The sequence below is a fragment of the Paenibacillus sp. GD4 genome (genome assembly GCF_030846225.1).
Classification (GTDB): domain Bacteria; phylum Bacillota; class Bacilli; order Paenibacillales; family NBRC-103111; genus Paenibacillus_G; species Paenibacillus_G silviterrae.
Map to the genome: position 1 here is coordinate 74,464 of NZ_JAVCYK010000001.1, position 22,631 is coordinate 97,094.

The following is a 22,631-nucleotide window of genomic DNA, read 5'->3' on the forward strand; positions in this document are numbered from 1 at the left end:
TTATCCAACCGACAGGCATACTTCTTCCAGCTGCTTTAAATAATGAAGGAAGTGAGTCCTCACCGCTTCCTTGCGCTTCCTAATGACTGTTTCTACTTTGCGATGGCTTAGCTTACGTTGGGCTGCAGCAGCTGTTGCCGTCGAGCCTGAGCGGGTGCCGGACGGCGAATACATCGTTTGCGGCCTCCGGTTCGAGCTGGTTAGCAGCTGACCCGCCAGCGCTCCACCTATTCCGGTGAGCAGCACGACCGGGACACTCTTCGTGAACAGCATGCCCAGACCCAAGCCTACGACGGCCCCGGCCGCGGGCCCGATAAGCCGCTGCGGCTGAGCCTGTTTGGGAGGAACGGCAGGACGGCTTTCGGTCACGAAAGCTTCCTCCATGCATTCCTCCATATTCAGTCTGAACTCCGGAACGGCCATTCGCTCATGAACTTGATCGATTGCTTTCAACACACGCTGCTTATCCTGCTCCGACATGCTCTTATACGCCGGCAGGCCATACAGCTCGGTCTTCAGCTCCTCCTTAATCGCATCTGCGTACACCGACAGTTTGCGGGGCTCTAAGCTCAGGCTTTTGTGCAGTACGCTCCAGTCATTCATCATCGTGCTGTCCTTGATAAGCTTCGCATAAAGCTTATCTAGATATTGATTGATAGACTCGATCTTGTCCGGAAAATTCATGCTTGTCCTCCTCTGTGAGCTCCGACATTCTCTGCTCGAAGCGATGACTGATTTCGTCCAGCTTCTTCATATTCTTCTGTTTCTGAAGCACAGATGATTTCTTCTCGTCCTCGTTTTTGTCCATCTCTTTCTTCAGGTTAGACAATACCGTTTGCTTTATTTTAACTACGTTAGTAATGACCTTCCCTACCTCTTTGTTGATATCGTTGGCAATGTCTGTCGTCATGTCAACAATAGGCTCACAGATGAGGGCTTCGCTTTCCAAGAGCTTGCTGCGCATTGTTTCCGTCAAGTCATCCATCATTCCGTCCAGCTCACGCTTAAAGCGATAGATATCAAATTTCTCCTCATAATCGGCCGCGCCGAACAGACCCTTGAACCAATTCCATACCCCCTTGACCTTCACCATGGAAGTGGAGGCGTCATAAGCGGATTGCACCTTGTCCTGGCAGTCTTTCGCGATGGAGACGAGGATGTCCGAAAATTCCCGTTCAATCTTATTCATTGTTTCCCCGACAAGGTTTTCGACATTCAGGTTGCCGATTCGATCCATCTTAGTGCCTAAGTTTTTCATTTCAGCCTCTTCAAGCTTCTCTGTCACCTGATCCAGCTGCTGTTGGATATCGCCGATTAGCGTGGAGATAATCGACTTGATCGTTAAGAAGGATTTGCGCACCATCTCCTTCACCTTTAGGACGAGGTACTCCTCCGCATCAAGAATCACCGACTGCACGACCTCTTCGGCGTTGTAACGATCAATCCCCTGCTTGGCCTTAGACCACCGCTTGAAAAGCTCTCTTTCGATATCCTTCGCTACATCGATTAAATAGCCGCTGATTTCCTCCGAGATCTCATCCCCTAGGCTTTGGCCGGAAATGCCCCCGCGAATTCTTTTGGAGACAAGTCCTTGAATGCTTTGGAGCGTCTCCACCTTAAGAGAATCGATCTCGGCGCGCAGTCTGTCAATTTTCTCTATGTACACCGTTTTATCCTGCTGCAGCGATGCCTGAATTTCGTGCACCTCAAACTTCAGCTTGTTTAAGCTGTCCGACAATATCGAGCGAACCGTAGAGATGACATTTGTTAACAAATATTTGTTTTTACTTTGCAAATATTCGCCTAGGGATGCTTCCAATTGCTTGATTTTACTGAAGCTGATGATATTTCCAACGTGCTGCTCCGTAATTTGCCTGCCGGCAATCGTGTACTCCGGGTCGCTTGGGTCTGCAATCTTAATTTTCTTATCCTTCTGAATATCAATGATCGAAAGATCTCCGCTTTGCAGCTGCTTACCCTTCATTCCGAAATAAGCGGAGACTTCATGTATATTGGGCTGTCTAAGGATGCCGGAAAGCACTTCCTCAAGCTCATGACGGGCCTTTGCGATATCCTCCGCATCGAACACATCGATTTTATTAATGACGAAGAAAATGTGTCGTCCGTCTTCCTCCAGGCTGGAGTTTTTAGCCGATTGCACATAGTTTCTAATTTTTTCGGTGAAATGCTCCTCACCCACGCTATTCGGATCGATCATGAAGATGACCGCATTGACTTGAGGGAGAATGTTATTGGTGATGGCCTCGTGCTTCTCGTGTCTGGAAAATAAACCTGGCGTATCCACGATCTCCACGTTATCCTTGCATATTTCAAGCGGGCAGTAGACCACGACCTGTTTGATTCTTTCCTCGTTGGTCTCGTCCCGGACGGTCGTAATTTTGCTCAGCATCGCCTTACAGGTCTCGTAAGTAAGCGGCTGACCGAGCTCGTCCGTTTCGATCGTTTCCACCTGCGTATGTTGAAAATAGGCGATCTCGATTTTAATTTGCTGCGCGTAGCTGATTTTTGTAATAACCGAAGTTTCTGCGCGAATATCCATACTTAGCAGGTCCTTGCCGATAATCGAATTGATGAACGTCGACTTACCCGCACTGAATGGAGCGACCAATGCGATTTTAAAATCACCTTTCTCGAGACGGACGAGCTCATCTTCGAGCATGGAGTTGCTTATAATGTAGGGATCAATCGCGTCGCATTTTTCGAGCTCCTTAGTAAATTGTAACAAATATTTTTTCGTTTCCGCATATCTTTCCAGCAAGCTATTCACTCCCAGTGTTGTAGTAATTGAGGAAATCCGGACTGGTCAAGCAGTAACTCGGGCAACTGAGCTCCCTGCTTCTGTTTGGAGACAGGGAATTCCATGGAGTCCATTAAAACCAGCTCGGGGTTAGCGATGATGTCCTCATATGATACTTTCTGCTTGTTCCATTGCTCATACTGCTCATAGTAATAAGCGGATACGAAATATACCGGATCCCCCGTTAAGCCGCGTAAGCCCGTCAGCAGCTCCTCCTGAAGCTTGGTCCGGCCGCAGCCGAAATACATGAAGGAGTCGAATTTGTTTATTACGATGATCGTTCTCAGTCCGGCATAAGTTGAGCCGATTTGCTCCAAATATTCGGTGCACTGACGGAGTTCAGGAGGAAGCACAAGGATGAGTCCGTCATAATAGCTGCTTGCCGAGGTCGGATCCGATGTGTCATCTGCAAAATGGATGCTGTCCGCCAACTCACTATGGGACTGCAGCAAGGAGGCAAGCAGGCTTTTCCCCGCACGAGAGGGACCGGTGATAAGCCAGTTCTGCTTAGCGGTATCGATACCTGCGCTATACAGCCCTTTGCCGAATTGCTCGATGAGGGCATAAAGCTGGTCTAGCTTGCTAAGCGTCAGCAGCTCCTGAATATGTTCACTCATAAGTTGACGGCCCGTCAAAACCTCCGAATCGGATAGAGGAATGAGCACATCACGATTATGTCTCAGATCCTCCAATGTAATGTCGCCCTTCTCGTATTGCTCATGCAGCATCGCATAATAGGTCGAGACAGTATAAACCGCAGGGTTGGAAATGAAATTCCGTATGGATGCCTTCAGCTCGAGAACCACCTTCACAAGTTCCCGTTCCTCTAGCCGGTAGCAATCGTCGATCGCGAAGAATAATGTCTTGGCGTTCCTTCGGACCTTCAGCACTTCCTGAATCGCCTCGACAAAGAAGACGTTGCCGATCTGTGTCGGAGTCAGCAGAAAAAGCACCATATCGTAATCAGGCAGCGTTCTCACATCGCATTCTGACATGGTAACCGCTGTTCTGTAACGCAGCTTAGGCCTTAAGATGTTCAGTACGTCCAGTTGTTTCTTGCTCTCGACCACCCAGATGGCGTTAGCTTGAAGCACGGGCGATTTCACCTCTTCCTTGGATAAACTGCTCCAATCGCTCGATTTGGCTAAACTTTAGAAGATCCTTTGCATGGTACTGCTCAAGCGCGCGTCCCGATATAATATCATCCTCATCGATCACATACACTCCATGTGATTTCCGAACCTCGGACAGTTCCATCCTTCCTTCCAGCAGCATTTTGCCGATGAGCCCGAAATAGCCGGAAACGAAAAATATGCGATCCTCCATATGGGAGGGATCCATCGTTTTCAATACGATTTCCAGCTCGTTCTTGATCACATCATAATCGTCTACGTATAGATCAAGCTTGGAAAGGATGAAGCCGTACCGCTTCTTCAAGCCGTCGCTTTGGATCGCACTGAGAAATTCCTTAATTTGACGGGAAAAGTTCGCTTCCCCGATATGGCCCGGATTGATTAAGAAAAAGACAAGATCGCTGATGCGGAAAGCGTCTAGAGCCTTCTCATTATGATCGCTATGTCTTGAATTCAAGCCGGGTGCATCAATCAGGGAAATGCAGGGCAGCCGGCCAAGCGTATGGCAAATTTGTACCTCCTGCGGAATCTCTCCGCCGCGTACGCTGGTTAGACCGGCCAGTTTCTCCTTCAATTCCTCGTATGTATCGAATGTATACCGTTCAATCCGATTCTCGTTGTATTTAACGTAGAGTCGATTGATATCGGCGCTAACCACCTTGGTAACGATGGCCGTTTCCGCGCGAATGTCCATTTTTAGCAGTTTCTCGCCGAGAAGACTGTTAATCAGCGTTGATTTCCCGTAGGAAAACGGGCTGATGAAGGTCACTTTATAATGCTCATCCGACATGCCGTACAGTGCTTTCATGATCTCAGCATTGCTGACCGACGGCTTTCGGTAAAGCTCAACTAGCCGCTTCAGCGCTTGTATCTCCTCTCCAACCCGCTCATTTACCGTTTGTACATTGCCTTTCGAATCTACAAGCTTCATGCGAACCGTTGTCTCCCCCAGATCCATGAGCTCTAGCAGATGAAAATCAACGCGAAGCTGCACTATTCTTTTGAGCTTATCGTACAGATGCGGATTCACTTTACCGGATTGAACCAAGGTTACAGCTATAACGGTAGATAGGGCGTCGCGGACGTCCTTATCCCATGGCTCGGACAGCTTATTTCTTGTTCTGCAGTGGCTTAATTGGGTCGTATGACCCGGTATACTCCGCTTGACGCAAGGGAGTAACCATGGGAGCTGCGAGTCAATTTGAACGTTATAATCCTTTGCCGCGAAAGCATTCGCAATATGTCGCTGCAGCGCCCGCAGGTACGCGTCGGTGGTGTCAGGCCCCTCTTCATCAAATATGTTGCGGATTGACATGGGGTACAGATCTAGCGCCTTGCTCACTTGATTGCCAACAAGCATTTCGGCAGCTCCATCAAAATAATAAGGAGATAAGGAGTGGTTGCCCTGACTGTCTTTGAAAAGGACATCATGCCCTGTGAATAACAACGTTGGTTTCATGCGTGATGTACTCCTTAGACAAAGTATCCGAGGATTATGAGTAGAATTAACGCGATCATCCATTTGCGCTGGCTTTTCCTTAGCAGCTTCGTTTGTTCGTCCGCCCGGCTCTTTGCTGCGTTTTCGTATAACCCAAGCTGCGCCATCGTTTGGTTCATTAACCCCGCTAGCTTTGCCTGCTGCTCTGTTGTCTTCTTGCCATGGGATTCGATGGAGGCATGCAAACGCGAAATTACTTCATTGTGCTTCTTCATGCTGTCAGTCAAGACGAGCTCGATGCCTTGCTTTAGCTGTTCCTCTTGTTTGGTCAATTGATTTTCTATCGATTGGCATTTCTCTATCAACTGTTTACTGGCCTCTAATAGGGACTCATGATATTTGAAGGCTTGTTTATTGGAGTTGTTCTCCACTCTGGCCATCTCGGACAGAGCAGCCTTCTCCAGCAATTGGAGTTGCTTAGACAAGTCCTTCCCTTCGGCAGTCAGCCTTTCAATTGAATCATTGTAGATTTGCTGGAGCTTCTCCATCAGTTCTTGTGTCATTGCCGTTGAGTTCTGAGCGCAAAAAAGAACATCCTGCATATTCGAGTTAAGCAAAATATTGATTTCGTGAAAGCGACCTACTGTTTTCTCTAATTCTGTTTGCGGATCTGCATCCTTCACTGCTGTCTCTAACACAGTCATCGTCCAACCTCACATTTTGAATTTATTTCGTATATAGCAGACACGATAATTTTCAAGAAATTGTGTCGCTCTATAGTACAAATTTCCTAGTAAAGCTAATTATAATATATACGACACAAATTGAACAATCTAAATTTGACATTTTTCGCGTAATATCAATCGGTTAGATCGTCCGAAGGAGCTATTAAATTAAGTAAAACATATTATTTTGACAGTATATTGTCACAGAATATATGTTCTGGGTAGTAGAATAAATAGAAGCTCCGGCCTGTTTGGCTTCCAACAGGATCAGGTTTGTTGTGAAATAAGACCCCCAGACCAATCTGGGAGTCTTATTCACAGGTTCATTAATGTCAGCGTGTTTCCTTCGATATCATTTGAATTACATGTCCACTCAACTAGGTAGATCTCATCCAAATTTCTAACAGCAGCGGGTGGCAAAGGTCGAAGTGAATCAAGCTCTAACTTTAGTTTATCGATTTTCTCGAAATTCTTTATTCCTCATCCCCTGACCATAGTGTTACCACTATAACACAATTTGGAACAAGCTGAAGTCAAGAAACTGTATGTCAGTGTTTTGATTTTTCGATCCATCATAAGCCAATGATCGGGTTCATTCGTATAAAAATGTTTCTTCCTGTTTCCATGTTCATCACATATGTTTTCGAACTTCTCACCGGATGCCGATTCGCGAATACGTTTGCCATCCATTATATAATAAATGGAGCCCTGGCCTTTTGGGCTTCAGCTTGAGGAGATTGTCCTGCCCTCTCCAAAATGATTTTTAGCTCTTCAATGCTCGGGTACGTAACGATCGCCTCTAGAAGTTTCTGCGATTCGTGATGATAATCTTGTCGCACTCCCAAGCTATTATCCCATTTTTGAACACGGAACATTACGATCCCTCGGATGAATTCATTTGTATAAAGTATCAACATTTAATTGTAATAAGTCAAAGCCAATCTTGGATTAATGTGAATACCAATCAACAATAACCTCCAAGGACGTATCATTGAAGGTTTTGGAGTAACTTCAACAACGTTTGTCGTCTCAGCAATCTTATTTTCATATATTTCTGATTTTTCTTCTTGTGGTTCATATTTTGATAATTGTAATTTTAGCAGTTGATTTTCTTGCTTAAGGGCTTCTATTTCATTTAGCGCCTTTTCAAGTTGATGTTGTAGTTCAATCATCTAACTCCTCCGTAATGTAAACAAAATGTAATGTAATTTTTTTACATACGTTTCAAAGCAAAAAGCCGTTAACTTCTCAAAGTTACGGCTCGAGCAAACATTTATATTTTAATTAAAGAAATTTCGAGTTCATTTTGAATAAAATTCATATCCGTATCTCTTGATACTAAGATAAGTTCATGAACACTAGCTGTTGCGATAATAAGGGCGTCTGGAGTTTTTAACTTTCTACCCTTGCTGTTCTGGTCCCTGCGGATGGAACCAGCTAATCTCGCTACTTCAGAAGAAACTTCTAAACATCTTTTCGTTGAAAAGAGCTTTTCTGCTCGAAGTTGTTCTTCCGGCCTAAGCCCGGCAAAAACTTCACATACTGTAATTGTCGAGAAGTAAATTGGGGTTTTATCTCGGGAGGTTTGCTTAGCAAACTCGATAACTTTTTCATCGTTTATAAGTATTGCAATTGCAATATTTGTATCTAATAAATATCCCCTACTCATGTATCCCATTCCTCACGCGACCTGCTTACTTGGTCAAGGAGCTCCTTGCCCCTTTCAGGAGAAAGTGTACCAGCTGCCTCAAGTAAGTCGTCTATGGAGTAGTCCTCATCTTGGGTTTCAACCGTTTGCTTCTCAAGATCAAACAATACCCGAGTATGTTGTATATTTAATTTTTCAAGAATAGATTTAATGGCAATAGTTGTTTGTTGATCGATTTTTTTGGGGATCATGTGTATCCCTCCGAATAAGTGCTTTTTTTATTAATTATAACATACTTCTTGGTTTTTCAATAACTGTACCTATTTCGTATAAATGATTTTTCTGTGCCCTCGGACAGTCTGGGGTCTGCTTCGACGTCTCCCTCACAGTTTCATTTAACCGAGGAAATATATCTCTGTAAACTATCCTCAACACATTCTGTAATCAAGTTAATGAATGGATTCAAATGATCTTGTACACTGGCTTCTTCAAATGTTTCGTAATACTTTATACGAATTCCGTTCTCAGCTTTGACAATTGCTGGAGGGTATCCGAAGCACATTAATAGTAAGTTCATTAATAATCGAGCAGTTCGTCCGTTACCATCTGTGAAAGGGTGAATATAGACAAACTGGAAATGGAGCCGCGCCGCTAGTTCAACGGGATGTAAAATATTCTTATTAAGTTGATACCATTGGATCAATTGTTCCATTTTCTCAGGAACTATAGCAAAGTTAGGTGGAGTGTGTTGTGAACCTGAAATTCCAATATTGATCATTCGATAACGGCCTGCATTTTCGTTATCAATATTTTTTAGGACGAGTTGGTGTATGGACTTAATGACGTATTCAGATAATTCAATGTTTCGGTCAATGATATCCTTAACGTAATGAATAGCCTCTGCGTGATTGATAACTTCAAAATGCTCCCGTAGCTTTTTGCCACCTATGGTTAGTCCATCTTCTAAGACCACTTTTGTTTCTAGTAAGGTCAGCGTGTTTCCTTCAATTGCATTTGAATTGTATGTCCACTCAACGAGGTAGATCTCATCCAAATTTCTCACAGCGGCGGGTGGCAGAGGTCGAAGTGAATCAAGCTCTAACTTTAGTTTATCGATCTTCTCGAAATTCATTATTCTTCATCCCCTGACCATAGTGTTACCATTATAACACAATTTGGAACAAGCTAGAGTCAAGAAATTGTATGTCAGAATCATCTAATAGGCCGGATTGATAACCAATAATCGTCCAGTCATTCGTACAATAATGTTTCTTCCCTGTTTCCAGATTCATCATAAGTGATTTCGAACTTCTCACCAGATGCCGATTCATGTATACCTTTGCCATCCAGCATATAATAAATGGAAGCCCCAGCCTTTTTGGCTTCAGCCCGAGCAGATTCTCCTGCCCTCTCCAAAATGATCTTTAGCTCTTCAATGCTCGGGTAAATTACGATCGCCTCAAGAAGTTCAACCTGACTAAATCACCGCTATCAAACTAGATTACCATACTTCATGACCCTTTTTTACCCAATAGGTATCCACGTTTTGAACTCGGAACATGACGATCCCACCGATGAATTCATATATACAAAGTATCAACATTTCATTGTAAAAAGTCAAAGCCAACAAGGGATTAATGTGAATACCAGTTGGTAACAATAACCTCCAAGGACGCATCCCATAACTCCCGGGGACGGCACGATAATTATGTCACCGTCACGATAACTTGCAAAAGTCCAAAACAGAATATATATTATGTAACCTAATTATAAAGTCAGGTATATATCAGCCTTTAGCCTGGTCTCGAGCGCTTCCACAGCGGAATAGGCTTTATAAATCGTCAGCTCCAAGTTCGTACAAGCCGTCTACGATGATCGGCTCGTCGTCAATGATGGCTCGCCTCCTTTCAGCGGAATCGTCATAGTAACCTTGAGCCCGCCGAGCTCGCTCCTCGCCAAGCGGAGCCCCCCCGCCACGAATACCGCGAAAAGAAGGTAAGGAATGCCTACCATAAGGTAAATGGTTACCAAATCTTTCAGCTTGAATAATGTAATGGTTGACCGCTTTGAATGAGTAGGTGCTCTTTCAGCTCTCGCATAGATTTCAGTCATTGATTCCTTCACCTCCGGAAATCGTTTACATTTCCATCATAAGGGAAGGCAGATACCTTTACAATGAAGTGAAATTTTGAAATGGTGTTGTAAATTTCTGTTTTTTTATTTCATCCCGTTCACCTGTTTCATTAACCATAGCAATGGTTGGTGCACTAATGATTCGACAAAAAAGGTACAGCCTCCATTTAGAGACTGTACCTTTTGCTCCACGCACTATTTGCTTTCGCAATCGATCATGACATGGATTGTATCTCCCTTGTGCTCGTTGCGTAATTGGAAAGCGCGATCTACCTCGGCCAGCGGCACGATATGTGTGATCATCTCTTCCGTGTTAACGAGACCGTCAAGCACAAGTCTCAGTCCTTCCTCGAAATAACGACGATTATCGATATCTCTTTTCGGTTCCGTTGACAGGATATCTAGCCGTTTCTTATGTACTTTAAAAAAGTCAACTGGCTTATGGCAGGTGCCAATGCAGCCGTACATGACAATTCTGCCGTTCTGAGCCGCCGCATGAATGGCATCCACCATTCCTGCCCCTTCAAGTAAGCAAGGGATCACTACATCAAAGCCGTCAGGAAAATCCTTGCCTACGATGTCCATGGTATTGACGTGCTCATGCGGGATTTTATAGGTATGCGTCGCTCCGTATTTGCGTGCCAGAGCCAATTTCTCATCAAATAGATCGGTGACGACCAGATTACGGGGGCTGAACAAGCTGATCACCTGTGTCATGACCAGACCGCTGACTCCCTGCCCGGTGATAAGGACATTCTTATGCGGTGAAATGTCACCAAGCTCCGCTGCGTGAAGAATTCCCGGAAGCACCTCAATGAGTGAGCCTTCGATGAGCGGCAGGTCTTTAGGAAGCACTTTGACGGAGAAGGGGCTGCAGCACACATACTCGGCAAAAGCGCCCCATACATATCGCAATGCGACATGATCTCCCTCTTTTACCCCGATCACATTCGGTCCGACCTTGTCGATGATACCGGCGACCTCGTGGCCGAGACGGGTTGGATACGTAATAAACTCCGGCTCCCGCGCGCCTCGAAACACCTCAACGTCGCTCCCGCATATTCCCACCCATTTGACCTTGACCCGAACCTCGCCTTCCTTTGGCTCGGGAATCAAAGCACGTTTTACGCTGATTTCTCCAATCGCGTCCATTACAGCGCACATTTGGGTTCCGGGTCCATCGTAATCAACCAATTCCATTGGCGGAACTGACATTTTCCTTACCATTAAGCCATTACCTCCCACATTCTCTCGGTTACCTCATAGCCTTGGCTGTTCTTGCCTTCCATGCTGCGGATGATATCTCCCACGACGGCTTCCATCAGAGCCAGATGGCCTTGAACGGATGCTCCCGCAATATGAGGAGTCAGCAGTACGTTAGGCAAGGATCGGATCGGACTATCTGCAGGTAACGGCTCCGTCTCGAAAACATCCAGCGCCGCTAAGAATCGGCCGGTTTGTAACTGCTCCAAGAAGGCTTCCGCATCCATAACACTCGACCTGGAGGAATTAATTACAACGGCGCCGTCGGGAATCAAAGACAGCAGCTCTCGTGTCAGCATTCGTTCCGTTGCGGGCAGCTTCGGAGCGTGAAGAGATATTATCGGACATTGCATTACTTCCTCAAGTGTTGCGCGCTTCACTTGAAGCCTGGCTGCCGCTTCCTCTGTGAGGAAAGGATCATAAAGCAGGACGTTCACCTGGAACGGAGCCAAAAGCTTGAGGAAAGCGCGTGCCGTCGAGCTGGCGGATACGATCCCGACGGTGCTTCCAGCGAGCTCTCTGCCCTTCCATCCCTGCGGTCTCCACTCGCCTTCCCTTATGGAGCGGTCGAGGCTGCTCATATGACGTAACGAGGCGAGCAGTGCACCGAGACAATATTCGCCTACGCTTGATGCGATACGAGGCGCTGCCGAGAATACTCTAACGCCCCGTTCAAAGATTTGCTTCGGCACCAGATGCTTCACGGTTCCCGCCGCATGTCCTACGGCTCGCAGCTTCACGGCCTTCTCCAGAATTTCATCTGTAATCCCCGGAGAGCCCCAGCTTGTGATGACCACCTCGGCATCAACGATCAGCCCTGCGAGCTCCTCTTTCGTATAATCCCGACCGGTTTCATTCCACGTTGTTTCAAAATAGTCATTGAGCTGCTTCCGGCATAGGTCGGAGCAAACCTCATCCAGGCGGGACTTTGGGGAAAGCACTAAAGCTTTAGGCTTCATCAGTTGATTCCTCCCGATCATCATGAATGGAAACGACTTTACCAGTACGCATCGACTCGAAGCAGCCGTCGATGACACGCATCACTCTCAGGATTTCCCGGCCGGATGCCAGCGGTTCGCGGCCCTCCCTAATCGCGCCTGCGAACTCTTCAAGCTGCCAAGTGAAATTGCTGTTCGATCTTTCACAAGCGGCGACCTTCTCGCCATTCAGCTCCAGCTCGTATTCATCCTTCAGATGCAGCATGCCGTTCTGCCCGATCAGATAGCGGTCATAGATGCTGTTTTGCGTGGACCAGATCCGTTTCCCTGTCAAGCCTTCCTCGTCCGTGGGACGGCTGCCCGCGTTAAAGGATAGTAAGATATTGGCCATTCGGCCTTGACCGAAGCTCAAAGAGATAGCCACCTCGTCTTCTCCGCTCCAGTTCGGATTATTCGAATGTCCCTGGGCATAAACGGAAACGGGTGTTCGGTTATATGCCCAAAGGATATAATCCAGGATATGGCTTCCCCACAGAGGAATAATGAAGCCGCCGATCTTCGTTTCGTCCTTCCACCAGTCTGCAGCCGGTTGATCCATGTGAGCCAACAGCAGTGCGTTGATATTGATCAGGTCACCGATTTCCTTAGAACGAATGCGGCGGACAGAGTCCATCACAGGCTGGAAGAAACGGCGGCTTTGTCCTACCATCAGCGCAGCCCCGTTCTGCTCCGCTGTGGTGACCATAACCCTTGCTTCCTGTAGGTTCATGGCCATCGGCTTCTCGACAAGCACGTGCTTTCCATGCTGTAAGGCACGAACGGTATAATTTGCATGCAAATCGTGAGGAAGCAGCAGCAGGAAGGCATCGATATCACGATCCTGAAGCGCCTCCTCATAGGATGTATAAGTTGCAACGCCTTCCCATTGAGCGGCCTCTTTCTTCAGCTTCTCCGCATCACGCGACACGAGGGCTCTGAGCTCGATCTTATTGCTCAGCTCTCGGATCGCGGGTAAGTGGGATTTGGAAACACGTCCTAACCCGACAACAGCCAATCGCAGCTTCCGGTACATCGTGATCCCCCCATCTTAGGTCATAATAGCCAGCTGCTCCCGCTTCACTTCGAAGGCAAGGGACTCACCCGCATAGAAGCGCCTGATTTCTTCTACCATCAGCTTTCCGATGCGGAGACGAGAGTCCGGATTCACCCCGGCGAGATGCGGTCTTGCGATCACATTATCCAGCTGCCTGAATTCGCTGTCGACAGCAAGCGGCTCCACCGTGAATACGTCCAGGCCTGCCTTGAAGCGCTTCGTTCGCAGCTCGCTAAGCAGCGCGTCTTCGTCGATCAGATCGCCCCGAGCCGTATTAATCAGCATGGCGCCATCACGGATCAGCGATAGCTCCGCCTTTCCAATCATATGGTACGTTTCCGGCACCTTCGGCGCATGAAGCGAGACAATATCGGATTGTGACAGCAGCTCGTGGAGTGGACAAAGCTTAACGCTCAGATCTGCAGCCATCTCCTCTGCAAAGAAAGGATCGTAGCCAAGCATCTTCACGCCGAATGGCCGCAGCAGCTTAATCACCTCACGCGCCACCATGCCGAGCCCGACCAAGCCGACCGTTTTTCCCCGCAGCTCATAGGTTTCCATCGACGCTATTTTGGCATTACCGCCGCTGGACATGATTTGATGGACAGGAAGAATGTTATGACCGAGTGCCAGAATAAGCGCCAGCACCGATTCACTGACGGATACGGCAATGGCATAGTTGCTGTTCAGCACACGGATGCCTTTCTCAAAGACCATCGTGGTCGGCAGCACCGGTCGAATCGATCCGGCCATGTGCGCTACCAGCTCCAGCCGGTTCGCCTGCTCCAGAATCTCATCATCCAGAGGACAGGTTCTCCACGTCGTGATGACGACATGCGCCTCCTTCACTTTCTCCGCAAGCTCTTCTTTGCTAAAGGGCCGGTCGTAAGGGTTCCATTCCACATGACCCAGCGTCTGCAGTGCCGTCTTGGTTTCCTCCGTAAGAAAAGCACTGAGCTGATGATTGGGAATCTGAACCAAAATATTACGCACAAGGTTCCATCTCCTTCGGTTGGAATCATACAGGGGGTAGACCTAAAGCAGGCATCTACCCCATTCACTCTGCTAGGTACCGGATCTATTTTTTCAGCTTAGCATCATAAGCCTTCTGATAAATTTCGAGATATTTTTTGATGTTCATTTTATCCAGGGTGCTGACATAATTGTTCCATTCCTTGTCGATATCGGCGTCTCCTGTCACAAAGCGGGCTATCATCGTTTTTACGTAATCGTTGATCGTTTTATCCAGCTCGGCGAGTACCTGCGAATCGCTTGGCGGGAAGAAGAGCGGAGGCACGAGCGTCTTGATGCCCGGAATAAACGGCTCGTAGTTCTTCTTTGTAATCTCGTAGTACATCTTCTCCTTATCCGGCAGCTTCAGTACCGCCTGACCGGCATACCAATCCTTATCCGTCCGGTAATTCAGGCCGTATTGCGCCCAGCCTTCATTCTGCACCCGGCCGAATGGAATGAGCAGACGGTACTTTGCAGGCTGTCCGTCCCTTCCCAGGTCTCCCGGCTGTGGCTTAGACCAGGCGGAGTTTTCCACCCCGAAGTTGGAGTAGAGGTTGGCTTCGAACTCGTACATCGTATCGGCCCAGCGCATCGTAACTTCCGGATATTTATTGGCGTTCGTCATAATAAAGTTACCCGTACGGATCTTATCATACGGATTCCAGAACGAAGTCTGCTTGCCGGAAGGCCCCTTGAGCGGCGCGATAGGCTGGTATTCCAGCCATCTTCCGCTCGGTCCCTCAACGATCGTAATCGTGGAGGGCGAATGCGCAGGCATGGCGCCGGCGATGGCGATATCGGGATTCTCGGCGATTTTTTTCAGACCCGCGTCGTCCTGAGTAAAAGATTGAGGGGCAATGAGACCTTCCTTATAAAGCTTATTTAAGTACTTCAAGCCCTCCTTCCATTCAGGCTTGTTATATACAACATCAATTTTGTCGTTGTTGACAATCATTCGTTTCATACCGTCATCATAAATGAAAGAGTTCATAATGAACGGGTCGATCAATGTTCTTGATCCGGTAGCACCGACGAGAGGAATCTCATCCGCCTTCCCGTTGCCGTTCGGATCCTTCTCTTTGAACGCCTTCAGCATCTGGTAGTATTCATCCAGTGTGGTAGGCTCCTTCAACCCGAGCTTATCGAGCCATGGCTTATAAACATACATCTTGAAGTTCATCGAGCAGTGGTAGCACTCGTTGACGTACGGCAAGCTGTAGATTTTATTGCCGGGAGCTGTAATGGCATCCTTAACTTCGGGCATTTCCTGGAATATTTTTTTCGTATTCGGTCCATATTTGTCAATCAGCTCGGTAAAGGATACAAATACACCCTGTTCACCGTAAACCATCTGCTGTTCGGGCGAGATCCCCATGTTCATGATGACATCCGGCAGGTCTCCGCTGGAGAGAGCCAGGTTCAGCTGCTCCAAATAGTTCTTCTCATCCGTAACAATCCATTCCACCTGTACGTTGGTTTTATTCTCAAGCCATTTGGTATAGCCGTTCGTGTTGAAATTTTCCACCAGACTATTGCCTCGGACAAGCACCTTCAGTTTCACTTTCTCGTTCACAATGGGATATTGGCCGGGCGGATTCACTTTGGTTGCATTCGGAGTTTCTTTGCTCTCTCCTTCCTTGGCCGTTTCACCGGGATCCGACGAGCAAGCCGACAGCAAAAGCGAGAAACAGAAGACAATGGTCCATACCAATGCCAGCCTTTTGCGCATGTCTTAACCTCCCCTGAGATAATTTCCACGACATGACCCTTGCTCTAGCCTTTAATCGAACCGATCATCACTCCTTTCACAAAATGCTTTTGCACAAACGGATAAATGATCAATACCGGGACAGTGGCGACAACAATTAGCGAGTATTTAAGCAGATCCGCCAAGCCTTGTCTTGCAACGAGATCCTCTTCACTCATCACCATGCTGGGATCGATCTGATTTTGGATGAGGATACTGCGCAGCACCAGCTGCAGCGGATATAAATCCCGATCCTTCAAATATAACAGGGCGCTGAAATATGAATTCCAATGATTGACGGCGTAAAACAGGGAAATGACGGCCACGATCGGACCGGAGAGCGGCAGAACGATTCGCGTCAGGAACTGCCAGTCGGTTGAACCGTCCACCTGGGCGGCCTCCAGCATTTCATTCGGAATATTCGTCTGGAAGTACGTTCTTGTGATAATCACATTAAACACACTAAGAGCCGACGGTATAATCATTGCCCATCTCGTATCGAGCAGACCTAAATCCTTAACTAGCATATAATTGGGGATCAGTCCGCCGGAGAACATGATCGTGAAGACAAAGATGAACATGATCAGGTTTCTTCCGATAAAATCTTTCCGGGCCAGCGGGTAGGCTGCCATCAGAGTCAATACGACGTTGACGATGGTTCCTACCACAGTGTAAAACAGCGAGTTGGCAAATCCGCTCCATATGGCCTTATTACTAAATACAGCCTCGTACCCTTTAAGGCCCGGTTCTACCGGCCACAGCCATACCCTTCCGGAAATGACCGCCTCCGTTGAGCTGAAGGACGCACTGATAATATAGATAAGCGGATATAGGACAGCAATAAAAAAAAGCGATAACATCACATAGTTGACGATGTTGAAAATTTTGTCGCCGGTAGCTTCTCTTATGTTAGGACTCATAGGGGGTCCTCCTACCACAGACTGCTTTGGCCGATTTTTTTGGCAAGTCTATTCACGGAAATCAATAGGATCAGATTAATGACGTTCTTAAAGAGCCCGATGGCGGACGAATACGAGAAATTGACTATGTTAGAGGCCAAACCGACCTTATAAACGTAAGTATCCACGATTTCAGACGTTCTTAAATTGAGCGGGTTCTGCATGAGGAATGCTTTCTCAAAGCCGATCTCAAGCATACGTCCTACATCCAGAATAAGCAGGATAATGGCGATGGGAAGAATCCCCGGAAGGTCGATATGCCACATTCTTCGAAGCTTTGATGCCCCGTCTACGACGGCAGCCTCATGAAGTGAAGGATCGATGCTGGCGAGGGCAGCCAAATAAATAATGCAGCTGAAGCCAACATTCTGCCAGACTCCTGACCATACATAAATACTGCGGAAGTAGGAGGCCTCCCCCATCCAGTTGATCGGATCCATCCCGAACCATTTTACGATTTCATTAATAATGCCGATTCTCGGATCAAGCACTTGAAAGATGATGCCGACCATGACAACCACAGAAATAAAATGCGGTGCATAAGTCACCATTTGAACCGTCTTCTTAAATTTTTCATGCATCACATAATTCAAGCTCAGGGCAAGCAGGATCGGAAACGGAAAGCCCGCAGCCAGCTGGTAAAAGCTTAGAGCCATCGTATTCCACATAATGTTCCAGAACTCGTAGGATTCAAAGAAGCGGACAAAATGATCGAAGCCGACCCAACTGCTCCCCCAGATCCCTTTGTTTGCGACAAAGTTCTTGAACGCAATTTGAGCACCGTACATCGGAAAGTATTTAAATATGATGATATAAGCGAACGGAAGCAACATAAGTAAATACAACTGCCAAACCTTCCGCATGCCCCGTAGCAGCTGTTTGGATTTGCTGAGACGAATCGAGGAGGAGCTTTGCTTCGCACTTGCCGTTTCCACTTTAACCACCTCCTACGGTAATAGAACTATGCGTTTTATCTTCCGGCAAGCATCGCTTGGGCAAGAATCGTTTCGGCCACTTCCATGGTCTTCAGTGCATCCCCAAAGTGGGAGGAAGGCAGCGTGCCTGACTTCAGGCAGCGGATAAATTCCTGGTGCTTCGCCAAGAAACCGCCGTATTGAAACAGCTCCTGGCCTCCCGCCACTTCACGGGCATCGTATTCAATCCCTTTGGTATCGCCGTCTGCATAAAGATAGCCCTTTGTTTCGTGTTCGGCTTCTGCGCAAATGTTAGGGGCATGCATTTCCACTGAAAAAATACGGCGGCCACTGGACCAGCTGTTAATTAAATAGCCCATAGAGCCGTTATCAAAGTGAAGTGTGGCCGAAATGAAATTGATATCCGGCACCTGCACCCTTTGTGTCATACTTTCTACCTTGACAACTTCTCCGCCGCACATCCAGCGCAGCGTATCGATGGAATGCACCGTGTCATCCATCATCCTGTCCCTGGCCCTTAGAAACGGCTCAATCTCCGATTTGTAGAACCGGCACACCGCATGGGTGATAGGCCCCCGCTTCAAGCATTCCTCGCGGAGCTTCGTGACCATCGGAGAGCTCCGACGTTGAAAGCTTACTTGAGTAATGCACCCGTTTTTTTCAGCTATATAAGCTAAGGCCCGTGCTTGGTGAATCGTAATCCCCAAGGGCTTCTCGATATATAAGTTTAAGCCTTGTTCGAGGCACCAAAGCCATATGTCATACATCATGTGCGGTTGACCGATGGCATAGACCGCGTCGGGTTTGACTTCCTCGATCATCTGTTGGTAGTCGGTATAACGATTGGCGATGCCATACTGGTCAGCCGTTTGCTTTAGTGCCACCGGACTCAGATCACAAATTCCGGCAATTTCAACGTCCTCTATGGCAGCTAGGGACGGGTAATGAACTGAATTCGCCATACGGCCGGCACCGATGATTGCTATTCTGATTTTATTGGACATGGTGGTACCTCCCTTATTCGAATAGTGACTTTGCATAAACGATGTCTTCCCGAATCAAACGATCAACGTCATGCTCGTTCGTGTATTCCGCCGTTAAACAGATCACTCCGTTATAATCACGCTGCTTCAGATAGTTCGCCACTCGTGGCCAGGATGCGAGTCCTTGACGTCCCGATGTGAAATACCGCTTCCACTCGGCGTTCTGCGCTTCAGGCCCGTTCAGTCTGTTGTAGTACGCGTTTTTCAAATTCACCATAGCTAAATACGGCCATACGATATCTAAGCCGAACTCCGGCTGTTGGCCCGCAAGAGCATCATGTGCGGAATCCCAGATCGCTCCGACACATTCCGGCGCAAGCCCGTCAAGCAGATGCAGCAGTCCCATCGAATCGGTCACATGGTTTCCGTAATGCTGCTGCGAGCCGACCTTTACTCCATATTTTTGACATAAAGGGATTAATGCTTCCAGCTTCTCTCGCTCGCGCTTCTCCGATTCCATGTACCCTAATTCATGTGAAATGGATGGCATGATTCGGATCATGGGAATTCCCGCCTCTGCACATCCGGCAAATACCCGCTCATCCGTACTGCTCGCGATACTAAATATGCGCAGACCGTGATCAGCGAATTGTTTGGCCAGCTCCGGAAGCTGATGCGCATTGGAGGGCTCAAGCTGATAGCCGTCACGAAGCGGGAACTCAACGCCGTCGAAGCCCAAATCCTTTACAAACTTGCCTAGCTCCCAAACGGATAATGATTTCCAAGGCTTAGTGAATACAGAGAAAGTAATCGGTTGATTCGCCATGATCAGCACATCCTTTTTATATTATTGTAAAACCAGGTGATTAAAGCGTTTACAAAAGGGCCTGCAGCTTTTCGATTCAGCTTTGTGGAACTGACCCTGTACTTAGCGTATACGGTTATGGTTCCTATTCTCGTAATAATCGGGACTGACGCCCAGTTTATCCAATACCGGCTTGCTGATCCGGTTTAGCCGCTCCAATACGGCGGGACTTAGGTCAAGGGCTGCAGCCCGGGAGTTAAGCTCCAGCTGCTCTACATTGCGGGAGCCTACGATGCTTGTAGTAATCGAACTATTGGCTATAGACCACGCCAAACAAAGCACGCTCATATGAACATCCAGCTCGTTAGCGATTTCGTACACTTCCTTCAGCAGCGCATTAATCTCCGCTTCGGCCCCTTCTTCCCCATGACGGGTTCCATGCCCTTTGCTGTGATGAAAGTGCCTCGATCTGGCCTGCATCGGCTTCACATCGGATAAATCGGCATATTTGCCAGTTAATACTCCTTGCTGAAGAGGCATATAACCGATAACGCCTATTTGATGCTGCTCACAATAGGGTAAGATCGTATCCTCAATGGCACGCGAGATCAGATTATACGGGAGTTCGTTTGCTATAACCTTCACGCCGGTCGCACGGACCTCCTCCATCTGCTCTACGCCGTGATTACTGATGCCGATATATCGGATTTTCCCTTCCTTTTGCAGTTCCTGCAGCGTATGAAACACCTCATGAACCGTTGGGGGATTGGCGATTAATTCGGCGTTGCCTGTAAAATGCTTAATCGATAACGGGGAGATCGGCCAATGAAGCATATACAAATCGATGTAATCGGTCTGCAAGCGCTTAAGGCTATCCTCGCAGCCTTTACGCAGCAAATCGGGTCTTGCATTTGCCGTATTGATTTTGCTGCCAATCACAGCATGGTGCCGCCGCCCTTTGAGTGAGATCCCCAAGGCAATCTCACTATTTCCCTCATTATAAACCTCCGCCGTATCAAAATAATTCATACCGATATCAAGCGCACAGTGTACAACTTCATTTACATCCTTTTGGCTTTGCTCACCCCAATAGGCTCCGCCGCCAAATTGCCAGCAGCCCATGCCGAGTATACTAAGATGCAGGTCTGACGCTCCGAGCCTCCGCTTTTTCACTTTCTCCCCTCCCCTTCGGACATATTCCGGACCACGCCCTTTTTCAGTATCAGATTTCCCTTAAAGGCTTGGTCGCTTGTGGCAATGACGGCGAAAGCCTCCTTGGCCCTATTGTAAAATTCGAATCTTTCTACATATTCGAAATCGACAAAATCGGCGTGACCGGTTTGAAGCATCGTTCGGTATTGCTCCCATATTCCCGGAGGATGCTCAGTGTCTCTTAGCGACATAACCGCAGCAGGGCGTTCCACGGCATAATCCAACGGAAAATAAGGTATGATTGCTTCAAGCAGATCCTTAATCACATGCCCGTCACAACGAATGAGTCGTTTGGACAAAGAGGCGGCCGGGAAGTTGCCGTCGGCCAGAACGATTTCATCTCCATGCCCCATCTCCATTAACACCTGCATCAGCTGCGGTGAAATGATAGGCGGTATCCCTCTTAGCATTCATCCATTCCTCCCGAATGTTTCTGAATCATCAAGACTGGTTAATGAGTACCACCACCAGTTTTGTAAGGATTTAAATTATTTACTTCTATCCTATGGTGATCCTGTGTATTTATGTTATGGGAATCCTAATTCTTATTTCTAAATGTAAACAAACTCACTGTAGGGTGTTGATTATGAGCCAAATCGAGCTAAAAGACCAGAAGGGCAGCAAGCTAGCCATACTGCAAGCTTTACGGGTTCACGGAAGTATGTCGCGGATCGATTTAACAAGATTGACAGGACTAAGCCGTGCTACGATCTCCATCTCGATTGGAGAGCTGATGGAGAATGGGCTGGTATACGAAACCGAGAACCGTCTGGTTACCAAGGGCCGACCGGCCACCACACTGGAGCTGGTACCTCATTCCAGAGTGATACTCGGGGCCGACCTGGATCATAAAGCATGGACCCTCGGAGCCTTTGATTTACTTGGCAATGCGGTCAAAGTGATGAAAATACCCATCCATTCCTTTGAACCCGAGCACGCATTCAGTACCCTCTCGAAAGAAATCACTTCGTTCTCGAAGAGTCTGGATGTCTCGTCGGTTCCCTTAGTAGGCTTGGGGGTCCCGGGGCTCATTGACTGGAAGCACAGGGCTATTCGGAGCGCCGCGGATTTGGGGTGGCAGCATGTCGAGGTGGCGGAGCTAATGGAGAAAGCAATCGGGTGGCCGACGGTTGTCGTTAACCGTCATCGGGCCCGTGGCCTGGCCGAATGTCGTTACGGCGCCGGTCAGCCGTTTCGTAACATGATCTACATTGGGGTGGGGATGGGGATAGCCGCCGGTTTTTTTATCGATCGCCAGCTGATGTCGGGGTCCATGGGCGGAGCCGGAGAGATCGGGCATATAACGATAGAACCGGAAGGTCCTCTATGTCCATGCGGAAATCAAGGCTGTCTTCAGGTGTTGTCGGCAGGCCCTGCGATTGAGCAGGAGTTCCGAAAACTGGTACGCACATACGAGCATACCTCCCCCTTTGCCGATGAATCGATGGATTTGCAATTTTTGAAAGCACATGATGTGTGTGAATTAGCTGAGGCGGGAGACGATATGGCTGCTATGGTAGTGAAAAAAGCCGCCTCCTATCTTGGGATTGCAATGGCGAATATGTTGAATACGTTTAACCCGGAGGCGATTATTTTAGGAGGTACCATACCCAATGCCAGCAGGCTGTTTGTCGATACCGCAACCAAAACGATGCGGCAGCGGGCCATGCGTCCTCTCTCCGCGGACACCATTGTGACTACCTCGCAGTATATGGACATTGGAGGCGCTTTGGGGGCTGCGAATTTTGCCTTCGATAAGAATATCTCTCTTTCCTTCTTTAACTGAA

Annotated in this window: 22 protein-coding genes; 1 reads left to right on the forward strand and 21 read right to left on the reverse strand. The window is 47.7% G+C overall.

Translation table 11 applies throughout. The features are described from left to right. The 21 genes from RAC89_RS00355 to RAC89_RS00455 all read right to left on the reverse strand — a co-directional run bounded on the left by RAC89_RS00355 (position 1) and on the right by RAC89_RS00455 (position 21,254). Complete coding sequence (locus RAC89_RS00355; RefSeq protein ID WP_306611067.1) at positions 1 to 684, reverse strand: hypothetical protein; 684 nt, start codon at positions 682 to 684, stop codon at positions 1 to 3. Then, positions 638 to 2,779, reverse strand: a complete 2,142-nt coding sequence (locus RAC89_RS00360; RefSeq protein ID WP_306611068.1) for a dynamin family protein — start codon at positions 2,777 to 2,779, stop codon at positions 638 to 640. Before RAC89_RS00360 ends, RAC89_RS00355 begins: the two co-directional genes overlap by 47 nt. 5 nt (positions 2,780 to 2,784) lie before the next feature. Next, positions 2,785 to 3,912 carry a P-loop NTPase family protein gene (locus tag RAC89_RS00365; RefSeq protein ID WP_306611069.1) on the reverse strand — a complete coding sequence of 376 codons (1,128 nt, stop codon included), beginning with the start codon at positions 3,910 to 3,912 and terminating at the stop codon, positions 2,785 to 2,787. Beyond that, positions 3,899 to 5,410, reverse strand: a complete 1,512-nt coding sequence (locus RAC89_RS00370; protein WP_306611070.1) for a dynamin family protein — start codon at positions 5,408 to 5,410, stop codon at positions 3,899 to 3,901. Before RAC89_RS00370 ends, RAC89_RS00365 begins: the two co-directional genes overlap by 14 nt. Positions 5,411 to 5,424: 14 nt before the next feature. Then, a complete protein-coding gene (locus RAC89_RS00375) occupies positions 5,425 to 6,072 on the reverse strand; it encodes a hypothetical protein (protein ID WP_306611071.1) in 648 nt (215 codons plus the stop codon). Between the two features lie 959 nt (positions 6,073 to 7,031). After that, positions 7,032 to 7,286: a hypothetical protein gene (locus RAC89_RS00380; protein ID WP_306611072.1), complete on the reverse strand. Its 255-nt coding sequence runs from the start codon at positions 7,284 to 7,286 to the stop codon at positions 7,032 to 7,034. Between the two features lie 101 nt (positions 7,287 to 7,387). Further along, positions 7,388 to 7,783: a type II toxin-antitoxin system VapC family toxin gene (locus RAC89_RS00385; protein WP_306611073.1), complete on the reverse strand. Its 396-nt coding sequence runs from the start codon at positions 7,781 to 7,783 to the stop codon at positions 7,388 to 7,390. After that, complete coding sequence (locus RAC89_RS00390) at positions 7,780 to 8,013, reverse strand: hypothetical protein (protein WP_306611074.1); 234 nt, start codon at positions 8,011 to 8,013, stop codon at positions 7,780 to 7,782. The genes RAC89_RS00385 and RAC89_RS00390 overlap by 4 nt, the downstream gene beginning before the upstream one ends. Positions 8,014 to 8,153: 140 nt before the next feature. Further along, positions 8,154 to 8,894 (reverse strand): Fic family protein, encoded by a 741-nt coding sequence (locus tag RAC89_RS00395; protein ID WP_306611075.1) that lies wholly within the window; start codon positions 8,892 to 8,894, stop codon positions 8,154 to 8,156. Positions 8,895 to 9,628: 734 nt separating this feature from the next. Further along, on the reverse strand, positions 9,629 to 9,874 hold the full coding sequence (locus tag RAC89_RS00400) for a hypothetical protein (protein WP_306611076.1): 246 nt from the start codon (positions 9,872 to 9,874) through the stop codon (positions 9,629 to 9,631). A gap of 216 nt (positions 9,875 to 10,090) precedes the next feature. After that, a complete protein-coding gene (locus tag RAC89_RS00405) occupies positions 10,091 to 11,122 on the reverse strand; it encodes a zinc-dependent alcohol dehydrogenase (RefSeq protein WP_306611077.1) in 1,032 nt (343 codons plus the stop codon). Then, a complete protein-coding gene (locus RAC89_RS00410; RefSeq protein WP_306611078.1) occupies positions 11,122 to 12,117 on the reverse strand; it encodes a hydroxyacid dehydrogenase in 996 nt (331 codons plus the stop codon). The genes RAC89_RS00405 and RAC89_RS00410 overlap by 1 nt, the downstream gene beginning before the upstream one ends. Then, positions 12,107 to 13,168: a Gfo/Idh/MocA family protein gene (locus RAC89_RS00415; RefSeq protein WP_306611079.1), complete on the reverse strand. Its 1,062-nt coding sequence runs from the start codon at positions 13,166 to 13,168 to the stop codon at positions 12,107 to 12,109. The genes RAC89_RS00410 and RAC89_RS00415 overlap by 11 nt, the downstream gene beginning before the upstream one ends. Before the next feature lie 15 nt (positions 13,169 to 13,183). Further along, positions 13,184 to 14,182, reverse strand: coding sequence for a hydroxyacid dehydrogenase (locus tag RAC89_RS00420; RefSeq protein ID WP_306611080.1), 999 nt, complete (start codon positions 14,180 to 14,182; stop codon positions 13,184 to 13,186). A gap of 85 nt (positions 14,183 to 14,267) precedes the next feature. Beyond that, positions 14,268 to 15,932, reverse strand: coding sequence for an ABC transporter substrate-binding protein (locus RAC89_RS00425; protein ID WP_306611081.1), 1,665 nt, complete (start codon positions 15,930 to 15,932; stop codon positions 14,268 to 14,270). Positions 15,933 to 15,976: 44 nt separating this feature from the next. Next, positions 15,977 to 16,870 carry a carbohydrate ABC transporter permease gene (locus tag RAC89_RS00430; protein ID WP_306611082.1) on the reverse strand — a complete coding sequence of 298 codons (894 nt, stop codon included), beginning with the start codon at positions 16,868 to 16,870 and terminating at the stop codon, positions 15,977 to 15,979. 11 nt (positions 16,871 to 16,881) lie between these two features. Continuing rightward, positions 16,882 to 17,772 (reverse strand): ABC transporter permease, encoded by an 891-nt coding sequence (locus RAC89_RS00435; protein ID WP_306616005.1) that lies wholly within the window; start codon positions 17,770 to 17,772, stop codon positions 16,882 to 16,884. Between the two features lie 107 nt (positions 17,773 to 17,879). Then, complete coding sequence (locus RAC89_RS00440; RefSeq protein ID WP_306611083.1) at positions 17,880 to 18,848, reverse strand: Gfo/Idh/MocA family protein; 969 nt, start codon at positions 18,846 to 18,848, stop codon at positions 17,880 to 17,882. A gap of 13 nt (positions 18,849 to 18,861) precedes the next feature. Further along, positions 18,862 to 19,653: a sugar phosphate isomerase/epimerase family protein gene (locus RAC89_RS00445; RefSeq protein WP_306611084.1), complete on the reverse strand. Its 792-nt coding sequence runs from the start codon at positions 19,651 to 19,653 to the stop codon at positions 18,862 to 18,864. Positions 19,654 to 19,755: 102 nt separating this feature from the next. Beyond that, entirely contained in the window at positions 19,756 to 20,805 is a 1,050-nt protein-coding gene (locus tag RAC89_RS00450; RefSeq protein WP_306611085.1) for an aldo/keto reductase, read from the reverse strand. Further along, positions 20,802 to 21,254 carry an RbsD/FucU family protein gene (locus tag RAC89_RS00455; protein ID WP_306611086.1) on the reverse strand — a complete coding sequence of 151 codons (453 nt, stop codon included), beginning with the start codon at positions 21,252 to 21,254 and terminating at the stop codon, positions 20,802 to 20,804. Before RAC89_RS00455 ends, RAC89_RS00450 begins: the two co-directional genes overlap by 4 nt. 176 nt (positions 21,255 to 21,430) lie before the next feature. Between RAC89_RS00455 and RAC89_RS00460 the strand changes: the two genes are divergently transcribed. Continuing rightward, positions 21,431 to 22,630: an ROK family transcriptional regulator gene (locus RAC89_RS00460; protein WP_306611087.1), complete on the forward strand. Its 1,200-nt coding sequence runs from the start codon at positions 21,431 to 21,433 to the stop codon at positions 22,628 to 22,630. Position 22,631 lies beyond the last annotated feature (1 nt).

Excerpts from the sequence above, each read along its gene's own strand:
- RAC89_RS00435 (WP_306616005.1), bottom strand. The coding sequence starts at position 17,772 with ATGCGGAAGGTTTGGCAGTTGTATTTACTTATGTTGCTTCCGTTCGCT.
- RAC89_RS00415 (WP_306611079.1), bottom strand. The coding sequence starts at position 13,168 with ATGTACCGGAAGCTGCGATTGGCTGTTGTCGGGTTAGGACGTGTTTCC.
- RAC89_RS00380 (WP_306611072.1), bottom strand. The coding sequence starts at position 7,286 with ATGATTGAACTACAACATCAACTTGAAAAGGCGCTAAATGAAATAGAA.
- RAC89_RS00385 (WP_306611073.1), bottom strand. The coding sequence starts at position 7,783 with ATGAGTAGGGGATATTTATTAGATACAAATATTGCAATTGCAATACTT.
- RAC89_RS00445 (WP_306611084.1), bottom strand. The coding sequence starts at position 19,653 with ATGGCGAATCAACCGATTACTTTCTCTGTATTCACTAAGCCTTGGAAA.
- RAC89_RS00405 (WP_306611077.1), bottom strand. The coding sequence starts at position 11,122 with ATGGTAAGGAAAATGTCAGTTCCGCCAATGGAATTGGTTGATTACGAT.
- RAC89_RS00455 (WP_306611086.1), bottom strand. The coding sequence starts at position 21,254 with ATGCTAAGAGGGATACCGCCTATCATTTCACCGCAGCTGATGCAGGTG.
- RAC89_RS00410 (WP_306611078.1), bottom strand. The coding sequence starts at position 12,117 with ATGAAGCCTAAAGCTTTAGTGCTTTCCCCAAAGTCCCGCCTGGATGAG.
- RAC89_RS00400 (WP_306611076.1), bottom strand. The coding sequence starts at position 9,874 with ATGACTGAAATCTATGCGAGAGCTGAAAGAGCACCTACTCATTCAAAG.
- RAC89_RS00395 (WP_306611075.1), bottom strand. The coding sequence starts at position 8,894 with ATGAATTTCGAGAAGATCGATAAACTAAAGTTAGAGCTTGATTCACTT.
- RAC89_RS00425 (WP_306611081.1), bottom strand. The coding sequence starts at position 15,932 with ATGCGCAAAAGGCTGGCATTGGTATGGACCATTGTCTTCTGTTTCTCG.
- RAC89_RS00355 (WP_306611067.1), bottom strand. The coding sequence starts at position 684 with ATGAATTTTCCGGACAAGATCGAGTCTATCAATCAATATCTAGATAAG.
- RAC89_RS00370 (WP_306611070.1), bottom strand. The coding sequence starts at position 5,410 with ATGAAACCAACGTTGTTATTCACAGGGCATGATGTCCTTTTCAAAGAC.
- RAC89_RS00430 (WP_306611082.1), bottom strand. The coding sequence starts at position 16,870 with ATGAGTCCTAACATAAGAGAAGCTACCGGCGACAAAATTTTCAACATC.
- RAC89_RS00390 (WP_306611074.1), bottom strand. The coding sequence starts at position 8,013 with ATGATCCCCAAAAAAATCGATCAACAAACAACTATTGCCATTAAATCT.
- RAC89_RS00460 (WP_306611087.1), top strand. The coding sequence starts at position 21,431 with ATGAGCCAAATCGAGCTAAAAGACCAGAAGGGCAGCAAGCTAGCCATA.
- RAC89_RS00440 (WP_306611083.1), bottom strand. The coding sequence starts at position 18,848 with ATGTCCAATAAAATCAGAATAGCAATCATCGGTGCCGGCCGTATGGCG.